The following is a 15,160-nucleotide window of genomic DNA, read 5'->3' as shown; positions in this document are numbered from 1 at the left end:
CCGGCGATCTGATCCGGGACATAGCGACCTGATCTCTCGCCAGCCTTTAACCAGTGGGGTAAAGGCACCTGATCGTCGGACTGCGCAAGGGACAAGTCGCATGGCAACCAGTCCACCCCGTCAGGGTCGAATTTTGGCTTGGCTGGCGGGTGCCCTGGCGCTCTGGTCGGCCATCGGGATGTCCGGAGCGGCGGCGTCGGTGTTCGGCAACGGCAAGGGCGTTGCGAATTCTGGCGCTGTCGCGTTTAAACGAGTCGGAGGACCTGACGCGCCGGCCGCTTACGAGCCGCTGCCGGAGCGCTTTTCCTCGGCCGTGCTCGACCAGATCAGGGCTGCCGGCTTCGGGCACATCCGCCTAATGGCCACGGCGGAACCACTGTTGACCGACGACGCGGCGGCGTTGGAGCGAGCGGCCGCGTGGCTGAGCAAGCAAGTCGATCGGACGAAGGCCAAAGGCTTGGGCGTCGTGCTGGACGTGCATCCGTGGGTTTCGGGGGATTCCCCGTTTAACCAGGATGGGATCATGGCCGACCCGGGCAGGCGCGAGGCGCTGATGCGGGCGCTGGTGGTGCTGGCGCGCCACCTCGCCGCCAAGAAGGAGGGCGTGGCACTGGAGGTGCTCAATGAGCCGCCCTGCTTCGTCAACAAGACACCGTTCGATTGGGCGGGCGCGCAGCGCGAGATGGTGACTCGCATCCGGCGAGTCGCACCGACCCTGCCGCTCGTTCTTAAGGGCTGCCGCGACCGGATCGACTCGCTGGTCGCGCTTGACGCGAGAAGCTACGCTCCAGACCCGAATATCTACTGGTCCTTCCACTACTATCAACCGTCGCCGTTCGTGGAACAGTCGCAGAAGAAACTTCACAACGTGCCGTTCCCGCCGAACCCCGCGCTGGCAAGATCGCTATTGGCGATGCACAAGATGGCTCCGGCCAGCACCGCTGTTTCGAACCCACGCGCCGTGGTGGAGCTTCGCGAATATTTGCTCAACGGGAAGGGGCGCGCGTCGGTCGCGGCGGATCTAGATAAGCTTCTCCCTTGGGCGCGGCGAAACGGCGTTCCGTTGTCGCGGATCTGGATGGGCGAGTGGGGCAACCTCATCGAGCGAAGCCCGGATACGGAGGCGATCCACACGGATCAGCTTCGCTGGCTCTTGGCGGTGCGCCAGGAGGCGGAGCGGCGTGGCTTAACGTGGTGCAATTTTGGGATTGGCAAGAACAACATCAACTTCGATCCGGCCACTCGCTTCATCCGAGCCGACGCGATAAAGGCGCTAGGCCTCGTGAGTCGTTCAGCCGACATCAAGTGAGACGCGGACGCACTACTGCACGGCACTCGAATTGTTGGGACGCGATCCGCTCGAGCAAGCGGGTGTCGATTAGATCTTCTACAGGAAGGCACGCATGCGCGGGCCTGAAAGAGGGCGGTTCGGCTAGACAGCGGCGACGATGGCTTCTACCCGCGAGTGCCGGTTTCGCCGGCTCGCGGGCGCTTCTTCCTCGCATCTGGAGACGCGGCGGACATGGCGGGACGGAGATGAAGCAACGGACAGCCGCGCGGCACGGGCGTCATGACTGAACAGCTGCAATCGCGTGTTCGCACCGGCGTTCGGACGACTATGATTGGCACGCTGCTCGGCGGCGCGATCCAGCTAATCACGATGGTGGTGCTGGCCCGTTTGCTGGTGCCGGCGGATTACGGCTTCTTCGTCGTTGCCTTGTCGATCAACGCCTTGTCCGTCCAATTCCTGTCTAGCGCGATCGAACGCGCGATGGTGGTCGAGCAGGACGCGACCTTACTGCACGGTCGCGGGTTGATGGTCGCGGGCGGGTTGACAGCTGTCGCGCTCCTGGTCTTTGCCTTCACCGCTTTGGTACGATGGTCGCTCGGCTGGCAGGTAGATCTGTGGCTGCTGGCCATCGTGCTCGCCGGGCAGTCGCTCTCCGGCCTGGCCACGCCATCCCGTGCTTTGCTTCGTCGCCAGCTGCGCTTCGGTCCTCTGATCGGCAGCGAGCTGACCGCGCTAATCTGCGGCAACCTGCTAACGGCTTCGGCTTTGGGTTGGCTTGGCTTTGGCGGCTTCGCACTGGCGACAGCGCAGAGCGTCAGCTTCCTAATCAGTGGCACGTGGATCCTAATGATGGCGCCGGAGGGGGTGTATCGGCCCCGCTTCCGCCGGCTCGGCACCCTGCCGCGCCTGATGAAGGATGTCGCCAAGCCGACCGTCCTAGAAGCGCTGAACGGGCAGGTGGCACCCTTGGTCGTGAGTTCGGTGCTCGGCCCAGCGCCGCTCGGCCTCTACAACCGGGTCTACAACATCGTCACCTTTCCGGTACAACTGTTGGTGGGTTCGGTGAACCGGGTGCTGCTGTCGTCGCTCGTGTCGGTGGCGAGCGACCCGGTGCTGTTTCGCGGGGCCGTCCACCTGATGGTCCGCGCTGCATCAGGCCTGATCACGCCGCTCGCGCTGGGTCTCGCCGGTTCGAACCTGACCTTCGTCGCCGTCGTGCTGGGGCCGAAGTGGATGAGCGCGGCGCCGATCATCCCGTTCCTAGCCGTCGCCGTCTGGGGCACGATGTTCGGCGGCGTGCTCGGGCAGTCTGCCGAGTCGATTGGCCGCTTCGGCGCGCGTGCGCGGATACAGGCCGCGACGACGGGTAGCCTGGTCGTGGCACTGCCGCTGGGCAGCTTCTGGGGACTCGAAGGAGTCGCCATCGGAACGATGCTGTCCTGCTTGCTCTATGCGGGACTGAACATGCGGCTGACCGCGGGCATGCTGAACGAGTCGGTCGGCACGATCGTGCGCTGGTCGTCGCCCGGCTGGTGCGCGGGTGCGAGCTGCTTTCTGGCGGCGCGCGCAGTGCAGTGGAGCGGCGGGACCGTGCCGCCGATAGCCATGCTGGTCGCCCAGATGCTCGCCTGTGGCACCGCCGCCTTCCTGGCGCTGTTCGTGCTCGATCGGGATCTCCTTTTCCACATCTCGAGTCTGCTGCTGCCGAAGCGCGGCGATGCGTGGATCAGGCAGAGGCTCAGCCGTGGCTGACGGTGCAGCACGGTCGCTCCAAATCGCCATGCCGCTCGTCGACGGGCGCGGCGCCGGGCTCGGCAACGAGATGATCGTCTGGGCAAAAGCCTTTGTTGCCGGGCAGATGCTGGGTGCACGCGTGCTGCATCCCGCCTGGGGTTTGAATAAGCGCGGTTATAGCCGATATTTCGGTACGCCGCGCAGTGACTGGCTGACCCACCGCGCGCTGCGCACCGCCTTGCCCTTCTTCCGCTTCGACGATGCACAGCGTGTGCGCCACGGCGGGGACCTGGAGCCGGCGCTGCGCGGCTTCGCGGCGGAGCATGGCCTACCGCGGCGGGGGCCTTTTGTGCTCGGGCTGCACGGCATGGGGGGCGGCTACGACCAACTTACGCCAGCGCGGGACTTTCTGCGGGCGACTCTACTCGGCGCCCGGGGGACGCTCGCCAATCTGTTCGAGCTCGACCGGCGCGTGGGCTCCGACAGGCTAAGGATCGGTTTTCACGTCCGGCGCGGTGATTTCGGCGGGCTGGGAGCGCAGGAAAGCTATCGCGGGCGCTTTAACGTCCAGATCCCGCTCGATTGGTATGTGCAGTTGGCAGTCAATCTCGCCCGCGCGTTGGGCAACTGCGTCAGCTTCATCGCCATTTCCGATGCGACCGAGGAGGAGCTAGCGCCGCTGACCCAGGCGGTGCCATGCCACCTGACGAGCAGGCAGCAGCATCGCGATGTCTCCGATTTGCTTGCGATGGCAAGCTGCGACTTCCTCGTCTGTTCGATCTCCAGCTACAGCCTGTGGGCGGCGTTCCTGTCGGACGCACGCTATGGTTGGTACGCGCCGAACCTGACGCCCCATGGCCACCTGGGATCGATCTGGGGGCATGAGGCCGAGCAGCAGGCGCCGGGTTCGCCGACGCGGCAGGCGCTGGATACGGTCGCCGCCGACCTCGATCCGCATGGCGCGCGCGGGGTCGCGATTGGCGAGGATGGTGCGATCCCGGACGAACTGATCGCGGACCTAGAGCGTCGCGCGGCGTTCAAACGGCCGGCGACTGACCTATTGCGCTACGGCGTGGCGCCGCTCCCGGACGCCACCGCCTGAACTCAGCGCGGCGTTGCCCGCAGCACCCTCTCGTACACCTTCACGTACCGGGAAGTGACCTGCGCCGTTGCGAAACGCGCCATCACATCCTCGTGTGCGACTTGCTGCAGTGCCGGATAGGCAGCAGGATTGGAGAGAATTCGCAACGCCGCGTCGGCGATCTCGTCTGGCTTTTCGATATCCACGAGGACCCCGCCGCAATTACCAACAACATATTCGACGCCGCCGGAGCGCGCGCCCGCGACGACCGGCACGCCGCGCATCTTGGCCTCGCCGAGGATGACGGGGCAACCCTCGATCCGGGAAGGATGGACGATCAGGCGCGCCTCCTCCTCCAGGAAAGCCATCAGCGTGCCGTGGGGAACGTTGCCGTGGCAGACTACACCGGGCCCGGCATCCCGAAACTGGCCCTCCGGATCGAGACCGGGGCCAAACAGGTGCAGCTCGGCCGACGGCAGCGCCGCGCGGATGCGCGCAAAGGCAGCGACACTCGCGACGACGTTCTTCAAGCGGCCAGCATTCCCGATGGTGGCTATGATAGGACGATCGAGCGCCTTGGGTCGCGGCGGCACCGGCTCAATCGGGTTTGGGATCACGTCGACCTGGCCGAAATAGCCGTAGTTCCACGCCTTGCGCGCCATGAACGGTGCCACCGCGGTCAGCGCCTTAACCCGCAGCATCGCGCGGTACTTCATCAATAGCCGCAGGGTGCGATACATGTCGCGAAAGTTGAACAGAATGTCCCAGCCGAGATCGTGCATCGTCGCGACCATCGGCCGACGGCTGCGTATCGCCGCCTCAGCATACTCGTAGGTCCAGTTGGCATGGATGATGTCCGAGTCCGAGCCGCGCATGACAGCTTCGAGATGCGCGATCTCGACGGCGAACAGATCGCGTGACCGGACGCGCGCGCGGTAGCGCGGCGCCCCCCGGATCGGCACAAAGCTTAGCGTGAGCGGGCCGCGGACATGCTCCTCCGGCTCCTCGATACGCGGATCCATGGTGAGGACATGAACCTGGTGGCCGGCCGCGAGAAGACCGCCGGCGAGCGGACCAAGCGGAGTCTGAGTGGTTGCGCTGGGCAGGTCCGACAGGTCAATCCCCGTAGATTGGCCAAGCGCTTTAGTCTCCAGCGGACCTGCCAGAAGTACCTTCATGCGATTGCCTCTACTTACGCTTGCCCCGTAGGGGAAGTTCGAACGTATGCAGCAGCCAAGCTGTGCCGCCGCCCATAACGGCGCGGGCGGGAACGTCCTAGACATTGACGCTGCCCGCCGCGACGGTCGCTCCGTCGCCGATTGTGATCCCCCTTGCCGACGATCGCGCGGGTGCCGATGAACACGTCGGCTCCGGTCGTCACCGGTCGGCTAATCGCCGAATCATCGGGCTTAACGTGGCGGCGGTTCTCGGGGGCGTGATTGTGAAAGTCCGTGTTGAACACGAGCACGTCTGCGCCGAAGAGGCAGCGTTTTTCGACCGTGATGCTGATTGCGGTACAGATGGAGGCGCCGCTCAGCCCGCAATGGTCGCCGATGACGCGGCGCGCGGCCAGCGTGAGACAGCGCAGCACGACCCGGTGCGCGACTCCCAATGCGGTTCCGACGCTACGGCTCACCAGCGCCACGCTAGGGCCGATGTCGAGCCGCGTGTCGGGGGCGAGCTGGATGGCCGGCAAGCCCATGCAGCGCGGCTTCGGACCGGCGCTCGCCCCCGAGGCAGCCGCGGCTTCCCCAATGCGCTGGACAACCGCCAGTGAAGCTCCATCGCCTTGTCGCTGAGCGTCCTCATGATCAGTTCGCCATGTGTCCGCGTGTTCGTGCCGTGCCGAACCGCGGCACCACCAGCCGGCGATAGGGCAGCAGGAAATGAAGCGGCCACCAGCTGCCGGAGTGCTTGCGCGTGAAGTGCAGCCAGCTGCGGAAAGGCAGGCCGTGATGCGAGTTCACCTTGCGCCACTGATCGCGTAAGGTGAGCGAACGCGATCCAAAACCGCGCTCTCTTTTGGCCCGGTTTGCGTCGCAGCGGCCAAGCGTGCCGGGCAGCAACCGCACCGGGATCCCGGCCCGGCTCGCGCGGAGCCCGTAATCCATGTCGCCGAGATTGTGATGGAACGCCGGATCGTTGATCCCGATCCGCTCGACAACGGCGCGCGGCACTAGCACAATGTTGCCGTTGAACGTGTCAATTGGTTGGAGCTCGGCGGTCGGCGGGGTGGCCGCCAGCCGGAAGGCGAACGGTGTGGGGACGTGGCGAAGGCCCCCGTAAGTGATGTCGCCGCCGCTGCCGCGGGTCGCGCCGGCGAGGATGAAGGCTTCTCCGCCCGTCTCGGCACGCATCGCCATCCAGGCTTCGGCCAGGCGGCCGAACGCATCGGGATCGAGCTCGACATCGTCGTTCAGCCACAGGAAGGCGTCGCAGGTCAGATCAAGCGCGCGCTGCCAGGCACGATGCAGGCCGCCGTTCCAGAAAGCCGATCCATCGCCGGCCACGACGACCGCGTCCGGCACCTCGGCCAGTACCGCCGCCGCCGTGCCGTCGGTCGACGCATCGTCGAACAGGACGACGCGGTAGAGCAGGGCGAGCGTCTGTTCCCGCAGCCGGCGGACCGCGGCGACCGTCGTGTCACGACGATTGCGACAGACAAGCAGGATCGCAACCGCCGGCAATTTAGACAAGAAGCGGCTCCGCAAAAAACCCTTCAGGTTCGTAGACCGGCGGGGTAGGGATCGCAAGCATGTGCACAGCTTCGAGAGCCTGGTGAGACCCCCGCAGCCGGCGGGCATTGTGGCGCGGGTGCGGGCGCAGGAGGGACGCGCGCAGCAGGCACTTAACCGCTCGGGCGAGACGCTGACGGTTTGGGCGATCTGGATGCTGCTGTTGGCCAGCGCGGTCGCCGAAGCGTTGGGCCAGACTCAGCTATTCGGCTTCGGCTTCTACACCCTGCACATCGTCGACCCGCCCGTGCTGCTCGCCTTCTTCGCCTGGGCTTTCTGCCAGATCGAGCGGGCGCCGCGGGGCGGCCTGGTGGCGGTGCTTGCGCTCGTCATCGCGGCGCTCGTGCTGATGAACTTTGTTCGGGGCATGATAAGCGACGCGGCGCCCGCTCTGCTGTGGGCGCGCGCGAACCTAGCCAATGCGGCGCTTCTGCTGCTGGCGACCACATGCAACTTGTCGAACAGAGTGCAGGGAAGTTTCTGCCGTGCCCTGATCGTCAGCGGCGGCGCGGTGGCAGTGCTCACCCTGCTGCGGCTCATCTTAGGTCCGGGGCTGTTCATGCTTAACCCCGCGGACGCTGACATGATCAACGACGGCGGCCGCGCGCTGAGTTCGTCCGGCGCCTTCCTGATTAGCCTCGCCGCGGTGTTGCTCCTTTCGGACGTGCTCCGAACCGGCGTTACCCGGGCAACGGGTAAGGCGGCACTGCTGATGGCGTACGTGGCGATGGAGGTCGCGTCGCGCCAGGGAACTGCGACCGTGGCGCTGGCAGCCATGCTCGGCGTCGTGCTTGTCACCGAACGTGGATCGCTGCGTGGAGCGCGCGCGGCGCTTGGGATCGGCTTGCTCTTGATGTTGCCCCTGCTGGGGCTGCTTGCCTTCGACCCCGATCAGCTGCGGTCGGCGCAGGGCGGCACCTTCGAGATCGCGCACCGTGTCGACAACCTCGACACGAGGTCGACGATCTGGGCCGCCCTGAAGGTCGGCTTCTCGCAGCAATCTTTGTTCGATCAACTGTTCGGCATGCCGGCGGGACAATTGCCACCGATGATCGTCTACCTGTCCAATCAACTGGGCGAGTGGCGGCTGGCGATCCACAGCATGTACTACGGATCGCTGCCGGTAATGGGGTATGTCGGCTTATCCGCATTTATAACGCTGCTTTTCACGCTATCCGCCGGCTCATTGCTAAGCGTACTTCCAGGACGCGGCCGCGGTTCGCCTCCGGCCTATCCGCTGGCGATGTGCGTCGGCACGGCGCTCCTTTCCTATACTTACGAGATTCGATTAGCCTCCATGATGGGGTTGTTCATCGCCATCTGGTGGTTTCGCGAAGCCCGCTCGTCCGCGCGGCGCGTCCGCCCACCACACGCAGCCAGCGAGGCTTCGACGACATCGTCGCCGGTCAGTCGCGCCGCTTCGGCGCCGCCAGAGCAGCCGCTATCCCGGCGGCGAACCGCTCCGCCATCGCCTCAATCGTGAAGGCGCCCGCGTACCGGCGGGCGCTGGACGACATCGCGGAGCGGGCCGCCTCGTTGGTCAGCAGCGCCACGACAGCCGTCGCATAGGCCTCCGCATCTTCCCAAGGTTCGACAATCACCCCCGTCTCGCCGTCGCGCAGATAGGCGATCTCCGGGCTGTGCCAAGGGTAGCTGGTGGTGACGACCGGCAAGCCCATCACCCCCGCATCGAGCACGGCGAGGCCTAGCAGGCCGGGCATCAGGAACAGCTTGGCCATCTGCATCAGCGCGGCTTTCTCGCGGCCGAAACGCGGACCGGCAACGATCAGCCACGGCCGGGTGGTCGCGAGCGCCTCGAGCTTCGCATTATCCACGCCCCCGCCGACGACGACTAGCGTAAAATTGGGTATCTGTCCCCGCACCAAATCCGCCGCGGCGACGAGGAAGTCGAGGCGCTTCTCCGGATAGAGCCCGCCGACGAAGATAGCGACGGTGTCGCCGTGTATCCCCAGGCGCGCGCGCAGCTCGGCGATCTCCGCCTTGTGGACCACCGCCGCGAGCCGCTGCAATCCGCCCGTGTCCACCGCGTTGTTGAAGACGGTAATGCGCTCCGGCGGGAAGCCCAGCGACTCGACGTGGCGGCGACTCTCGTCGGTGTAGGCGAACCACCAGTCGCACCGAGTTGCCCAGAAACGCTTCCATTGTTCCGCCCGCGACTTCGGATTGCGCGCCTGGAAGTTGCGCCCGTGGCCCCATAGCGCCAGCCGTGGCCGCATGCGGGGGGGAAATAGTTGCAGCGGATAATTGACTAGCAGCTGGTTCTCCTGGCCGAGCACGACGAGGTTGCTGGCCATCGCTTCGTGCCATACCGGCTGCCACACCAGCTTGCCGCGATCCATGATCGGGCGGTTTTCGACCGACTGCGCCCAGGGCAGCGTCGCGAGATCGCCCTTCGCTGCTTCGGAGCTGTCGGGCTGGCCGTGAATCAGTCGGTAGTCTATCCCGTTTGCATCGAGTGCCTCGCGCACCTGTTCGTGAAACGGAATGCGATAGTGGGTCAGGATGCGCGTGACGAACGTCGCGATTAATCGCCGCTTAGACGTCACGGTCGCCATCCTGCGAGCCACGTGACGCGATCGCCTCGCGGTAGATCGACAACAGCAGAGCGAGGTTTTGATCCGGGGACATGCTGCTCTTCCACGTTGCGCGCGCACCGGCGCCGAGCCGCGGCAGCAGATCAGGCGCGGCAAAGGACTTCCGGACGAGTTGGCCAAGGTCGGCGGCGTCCCCTGCGGTGAAGTGAAGACCGTTGATGCCATCCCGCACGATCGTGGCGAGCGCGCCGATCCGGGCCGCGATCACCGGCGTCCCAAGCGCCATCGCTTCTGCGGTAACGAGACCGAAGGGCTCATACCAGATCGAGGGCACGATTAGCGCCCGAGCCGCCGCCACGATGCGCATGACGGAGCTCCGGTCCTGGAACCCGACGAAGCGAACATGGCCGGGGGCCGACGCCTGCAGGCTTGCCCTTTCCGGCCCGTCACCGACGATGGTCAGCGGGACGTGCGGAAGATCGCACCAGGCATCGATCATCGTCGCGACCCCTTTTTCCGAGCTCAATCGGCCGACGAAGACGGCGCCCGCACGGTCCACCCCCACTCCGAGAGGTAGTTCGAGCCGTGGATCAGTGACGAAGTTCGGCTTTACCGCCAGCCGCTCGGCCGGGATGCCAGCGCGGGCGAAAAGGTCGCGCGCGAAGCCGCTGAGGGCGATGAAGCGGGCCACCTTGTGATGCCAGGTGCCGCGCGCGCGGTGATAGCCGATCATCGCCGCGACGGCGGCAGAGCCGGCCGCCGACCCGCGGTAGCAGCGGTGCAGGACGGCCGGCAAAGGAGAGCGCCCGACGCAATCCTCACACGGACGCCCGTCACGAAAAAGCAGCCCGTTGGCGCAAGTAATTCGATAATTGTGTAACGTCCAAATCGCCGGCATGTCTGCGTCCCGGCACGCGTCGAACAGCGCGGGGCTAAGCTGCGGGAAGAAGTTGTGCACGTGCACGATGTCCGGACGAGCGCTCTTGATCGCGTCCGCCATAAGACGCCGGCCGATCGGATTGTAGACCGCGCGAAAAGCGGTCGAGAGCTGGGCGACTCGGCCATGGATTGCCTCGTTCGACACTTCTAGCGTTTCGACAGTGCAGCCGCCGCTGCGCAGCAACGCGACCTCATTGGCGAAGACGCTGTCCTCGCCACCTGCTTGCAAGTAGCGGTTATGAACGACCAAAACGCGCATAGCTGATGCTTTGGTCACAGCTCAGCCGTCCCCGTCTGCCGCACGCCATGCGGCGATCAGCCTCACCGTCCAAGCTTTTCGCGTGCGACCTTCGTCACGAACTTCGGCGCCAGCACCAGATAGCGCCTCCAGAGGCGCCGCGGTTCGCTCGCGAGCCGATGGAGCCATTCTAGCCCAATCCGCTGCATCCAACGCGGTGCGCGCTGTACGTCGCCGGTGTGGAAGTCGAAGGCGGCACCTACGCCTATCAGCGTCGCGCCGGGGATGCGATCGACATGGTCGCGCATCCAGAATTCCTGTGTTGGCGTGCTGAGTCCGACCCATACGATGTGCGGGCGGGTGGCGACAATCTTAGCGGTGACCTCCGCATCCTCCTCCAGGGTAAGGGCGCGGAAAGGCGGGGTGTAGGTGCCGGCAACCTGAAGGCCGGGGAAGCGCGCCTGCAGCGCGGCTGCCATCCTATCAGCCACACCCGGCTTACCTCCATAAAAATAATGTCGTAGGCGCCGCTCCGGCGATTCGCGGCAAAGCTCAGTCACAAGATCCGCACCGCTTGTGCGTCCAACTTCAAGATGTCCACGACTCTGCGCAAGCCATACCAGCGGCATGCCATCAGGCGTTACAAGTCCAGCGCGATAATGCAATGCCATAAGCTCAGGGTCGTCCTGCGCGCGCATAATCCCATGTACGTCCCGTACGCAGACAAACCAACTTTTGCCAGTCAACGTCCAGGAAAGGATCTTATCAACTGCTTTTCGCATGTTGATTAAGCTTACTGGAACGCCTAGGATTCGGGTCGCAAGAACGCCGGAAGCAGTTTCGACTATGCTCGCGTCGACCATATCCAACCCTAAGTGTTCCAGCTTTCCAATATTTCTTCGGCCCCATGAAAGACAACTCACCAGCAGCCGAGCTACCTTACGCAAGGGCAAAACTTGCGAAGCTGTTTTGCCAAGTAAGGCGGCCAATTGGTCGCGTCAACCAAAACTACGCGTCACAGATAACTGAGCTGACACATAGAATAGGACGTCATACTACAGTATTAAGATGGTTTTCTTTATAGAAAACGCTTTTAATTTCTCAAAATTCGACAGATGTGCTGACGTGACCCCCGTTTCTTCATCCATCTGGAACTAGAGACCGGCCCTCGAAGGGACGGACGGAATGAAGCGGAAGCAGTTTTCGGAAGAGCAGATCATCGGCATCTTGAAGGAGGCCGAGGCGGGTGCGGTGGTGACCGAACTGTGCCGGAAGCACGGGATGTCGAGCGACCTATTACGCTTGGAAGGCGAAGTTCGGCGGGCTGGAGGTGTCCGACGCGAAGCGTCTGCGGTCGCTCGAGGAGGAGAACGCACGGCTCAAGCGGCTGCTCGCGGACACGATGCTCGACAACGCGGGTCTGAAGGATCTGCTGTCAAAAAAATGGTAGCGCCCGCCGCGAAGCGGCAAGCGGTCGCGCATCTCCAGGCGACGTTGGGGATGAGCGAGCGGCGGGCGTGTGCTGTCGTCGGGGCTGACCGCACGAGCATGCGGTATCGTTCGTGCCGGTCGGATGATGGCGACCTGCGGTCGCGGCTATGCGAACTGGCGCAGCAGCGCCGGCGGTTCGGCTATCGGCGGCTGCACATCCTGCTCCGCCGCGACGGTATCACGATCAACCGCAAGAAGACGCAGCGGCTGTACCGCGAGGAAGGTCTGACGGTCAGGCGCAGGAAGGGACGAAGGCGCGCCGTTGGCGCGCGGGCGCCTGCGCCGGTGCTGGCGCTCCCCAACCAGCGCTGGAGCCTGGACTTCGTCCACGACCAGCTCGTTACCGGACGGCGGTTCCGCGTGCTTAACATCGTCGACGACGTGACGCGCGAGTGCATCCGGGCGGTGGTCGACACGTCGATCTCGGGGCGGCGGGTCGTGCGCGAGCTGGCCGATCTGATCACCGAGCGTGGCAGGCCGAAGATGATCGTCAGCGACAACGGCACCGAGCTCACCTCGAACGCGGTGCTCGCCTGGTCCGGCGACGCCGGCATCGAGTGGCACTACATCGCGCCGGGCAAGCCGACCCAGAACGGCTTCGTCGAGAGCTTCAATGGTCGCATGCGCGACGAGCTGCTCAACGAAACGCTGTTCTTCACCATCGGCCAGGCCCGCTCGATCCTGGCCCGCTGGGTCGACGACTACAACAACGAGCGCCCGCACTCCTCGCTCGGCTACGCCACCCCGGTGGCGTTCGCCGCCGAACTCGAACAGCAACGGGCGGGGTTAACCCCGCCCGTTGCTTCACCTGCGCTCGTGCGCGACAACACCGGTCAGTCTCTGGTTGCCGCTGGATGAAAGGCGGGGGTCACGTCAGGGCGCGCGCTGGTCGACAACGCCAACCTGCATACCTTCCAGTGCCTGCACGACTGCCGTTTGGCATTGCAGCTTAGTTAGATTTCACAGGGCAATCCTGCTACGGGCCTCCTGTGACAGCCTCACGATCTGACGCGGAGCCGAGCTCTCTCGCTCAGCTATCGAAAATTGCCGCCATGATCGCTTACGACCCTGCTGCGGCAGTGATCGAAGCCAGAGTGGCAGTCCGCGACTTACCAGATGCGCCCCGCGCTTATCGCCTGCTTGCTTCAGCGTTGCGCGCCGTAGGGAATATCTCCGAGGCTGAGCAACAGGAGATGCGGGCGGTCGATATCGGACTTCGCAATCCAGCTGTAGTGCGCGCTCAGCGCGCGTTTGCCTCCGGCCGTAACGAAGCGGCGGCGAGAGAGCTCGGATCGCTGTTACGGTCAGATCCCGAGAACCCCGGTGCGCTGCATCTTCTAGCTACATTAGCCGGTCGCTCCAAAGCTTTACGCGACGCGCAAGCTCTGTTCCGCCGAGCATTAGCGCTCGCCCCTATGTATCACGACGCGCGACTTGGCCTTGCCAACGTACTCAATGAGGCCGGGCAGCTCGACGTCGCTTTAAGCGAAGTCGACGCAGTCTTGGTGCGCGAACCCGCACATCTTGCCGCGCTGTCGCTGAAGGCCGCACTGTTGTCGCGAAACCGACGGGCCGAAGCAGCGGACACTGCGTTTTGCGACTTGCTACATCACCATCCGCAAGACTGGCGCGCATGGATGAACTATGGCCACTTTCTGAAAGCATCCGGACGCATCGACGAGGTTGTTGCCGCTTACCGTCGGGCGATCGCAATTGCACCGGAGCGCGGTATCCTGTGGTGGGCGCTCGCAAATCTGAAGCCAGTTCCGATCGATGCGACTGACGTGCCCAAGATCAACGCCGCGCTAGACGCGAGTAAAGACGCTGCCGAGCGGGTGCATCTGCACTTCGCGCTGGGCAATGGATTGGATGCGCTTGGCGAGCATGCGACGGCGTTCGAGCAGCTGCGCGCCGGGAACGCACTTCGCCATTCGCTGGCGCCGCACGATGCTGAACGGTTCAGCACGCTTGTTCGACGTTCGGAGGATCTCTTCACAGCTGCGTTCCTCGAGGCGCGGGCGCAGGTCGGCGCGCGTGCTCCTGATCCAATATTTATCCTCGGCATGCCCCGGTCTGGATCGACATTGATCGAGCAAATTCTCGCCAGTCATCCGTCCGTCGAGGGTACTGAAGAGCTTCAGGATCTGACCGGAGTGGTACAGTCGATCATGGTCGGGCGTGACGCCGACAGCTTTCTTGATGTGCTACCATCTCTCTCCGCAGACGCTTGGCGGGCCCTCGGCGAGCGGTACCTTACGTCAACGTCGAGGCGCCGTCGCACAGACCGGCCATTCTTTACGGACAAGATGCCAATCAATTGGATCTATACGGGACTGATCCTTCTAGCGCTGCCGAACGCCAGGATCGTTGATGTGCGCCGACATCCTATGGCCTGCGGCTTTGCCAACTACGCACAACATTACAATTTGGGGAACAGCTTCGCGTATGACTTGGCCGGGATCGGTACTTTCTACGCGGATTATGTGCGTATGATGGCCCATTTCGACAGGGTGGTACCGGGTCGAATCCATCGCGTGCACCACGAAGCTATTGTCGAAGACTTGGACGGCGAAGTGCGACGGTTGCTGGACTATCTCAAGTTGCCGTTCGATGCCGCTTGCTTGCGATACTTCGAAACCGAGCGCGCCGTGCATACTCCTAGTACCACGCAGGTCCGCCGCCCGATTGATCGGAGCGGTCTCAGCCGCTGGCAGGCGTACGAAGATTGGCTGGATCCCCTCAAGCAATCACTCGGGCCTGTCTTGCACTATTATCCAGCGACGCCTCCTGGATGGTGATCGGATCACGCCACACCCGGCGATCCTAGGCCGCCGGGTAGAAGCCCGCTGTGTCTTGCGCGGCGGATCGAGCTACTGTCCCGCTGCACCTCCGTTAGGTCAGGCGCCCCGCTAGAGTATGTCGTTAACCCGGGACAGGTCGTGCCAAGGCTCGGTGCGCAGGTGTGTGAGCTAGCCACCCATTCCGGGGCTTCCATAAACCTCGCTGGACGGCGAAGCGGACGTTCCGCTTACGCCCAAAAGCGGACGTTCGCAGGGAGCTGGCGGGGTATTAGTTATCCGATCACCGCCATTTCAC

General features: G+C 64.3%; 11 protein-coding genes and 1 pseudogene. 6 read left to right on the top strand and 6 right to left on the bottom strand.

Annotation, left to right across the window (positions count from 1 at the left end; all coding sequences use genetic code 11):
• Positions 1-100: 100 nt before the first annotated feature.
• The 3 genes from F1C10_RS11280 (at position 101) to F1C10_RS11270 (ending at position 4,127) form a co-directional block, all read left to right on the top strand.
• Positions 101-1,309: a glycoside hydrolase family 5 protein gene (locus tag F1C10_RS11280; RefSeq protein WP_185206252.1), complete on the top strand. Its 1,209-nt coding sequence runs from the start codon at positions 101-103 to the stop codon at positions 1,307-1,309.
• 261 nt (positions 1,310-1,570) lie between these two features.
• Complete coding sequence (locus F1C10_RS11275; protein ID WP_185206250.1) at positions 1,571-3,043, top strand: oligosaccharide flippase family protein; 1,473 nt, start codon at positions 1,571-1,573, stop codon at positions 3,041-3,043.
• 28 nt (positions 3,044-3,071) lie between these two features.
• Positions 3,072-4,127 (top strand): alpha-1,2-fucosyltransferase, encoded by a 1,056-nt coding sequence (locus tag F1C10_RS11270; RefSeq protein WP_185206248.1) that lies wholly within the window; start codon positions 3,072-3,074, stop codon positions 4,125-4,127.
• Between the two features lie 2 nt (positions 4,128-4,129).
• Here F1C10_RS11270 and F1C10_RS11265 read toward each other — a convergent pair whose 3' ends face one another.
• The 3 genes from F1C10_RS11265 to F1C10_RS11255 all read right to left on the bottom strand — a co-directional run bounded on the left by F1C10_RS11265 (position 4,130) and on the right by F1C10_RS11255 (position 6,910).
• Positions 4,130-5,284, bottom strand: a complete 1,155-nt coding sequence (locus F1C10_RS11265; RefSeq protein WP_185206246.1) for a glycosyltransferase family 4 protein — start codon at positions 5,282-5,284, stop codon at positions 4,130-4,132.
• Between the two features lie 14 nt (positions 5,285-5,298).
• A complete protein-coding gene (locus F1C10_RS11260; RefSeq protein WP_185206244.1) occupies positions 5,299-5,808 on the bottom strand; it encodes a hypothetical protein in 510 nt (169 codons plus the stop codon).
• A 109-nt stretch (positions 5,809-5,917) separates the two neighbouring features.
• Positions 5,918-6,910 (bottom strand): glycosyltransferase family 2 protein, encoded by a 993-nt coding sequence (locus F1C10_RS11255; protein ID WP_185206242.1) that lies wholly within the window; start codon positions 6,908-6,910, stop codon positions 5,918-5,920.
• Between F1C10_RS11255 and F1C10_RS11250 the strand changes: the two genes are divergently transcribed.
• The gene (locus F1C10_RS11250; RefSeq protein WP_219729744.1) at positions 6,885-8,324 is read left to right on the top strand and encodes a hypothetical protein; all 1,440 of its coding nucleotides are present in this window, start codon (positions 6,885-6,887) and stop codon (positions 8,322-8,324) included. The two genes, F1C10_RS11255 and F1C10_RS11250, sit on opposite strands and share 26 nt — an antisense overlap.
• Here F1C10_RS11250 and F1C10_RS11245 read toward each other — a convergent pair.
• The 3 genes from F1C10_RS11245 to F1C10_RS16725 form a co-directional block, all read right to left on the bottom strand.
• Complete coding sequence (locus F1C10_RS11245; protein ID WP_219729743.1) at positions 8,248-9,417, bottom strand: glycosyltransferase family 4 protein; 1,170 nt, start codon at positions 9,415-9,417, stop codon at positions 8,248-8,250. The genes F1C10_RS11250 and F1C10_RS11245 overlap by 77 nt on opposite strands.
• Positions 9,398-10,594, bottom strand: a complete 1,197-nt coding sequence (locus F1C10_RS11240; protein WP_185206236.1) for a glycosyltransferase — start codon at positions 10,592-10,594, stop codon at positions 9,398-9,400. Before F1C10_RS11240 ends, F1C10_RS11245 begins: the two co-directional genes overlap by 20 nt.
• 62 nt (positions 10,595-10,656) lie before the next feature.
• A complete protein-coding gene (locus F1C10_RS16725; RefSeq protein ID WP_258043157.1) occupies positions 10,657-11,244 on the bottom strand; it encodes a WecB/TagA/CpsF family glycosyltransferase in 588 nt (195 codons plus the stop codon).
• A gap of 514 nt (positions 11,245-11,758) precedes the next feature.
• On the opposite strand from F1C10_RS16725, the pseudogene F1C10_RS11230 reads away from it, so the two are divergent.
• Together F1C10_RS11230 and F1C10_RS11225 are read left to right on the top strand one after the other, a co-directional pair.
• Positions 11,759-12,922, top strand: a pseudogene (locus F1C10_RS11230) (IS3 family transposase).
• A 194-nt stretch (positions 12,923-13,116) separates the two neighbouring features.
• Complete coding sequence (locus tag F1C10_RS11225) at positions 13,117-14,862, top strand: sulfotransferase (protein ID WP_185206234.1); 1,746 nt, start codon at positions 13,117-13,119, stop codon at positions 14,860-14,862.
• Positions 14,863-15,160 lie beyond the last annotated feature (298 nt).

This window comes from Sphingomonas sp. NBWT7, assembly GCF_014217605.1.
GTDB lineage: Bacteria > Pseudomonadota > Alphaproteobacteria > Sphingomonadales > Sphingomonadaceae > Sphingomonas.
Note: the sequence above shows the minus strand (reverse complement) of the source record. Positions and strands in the feature narration are given on the sequence as shown.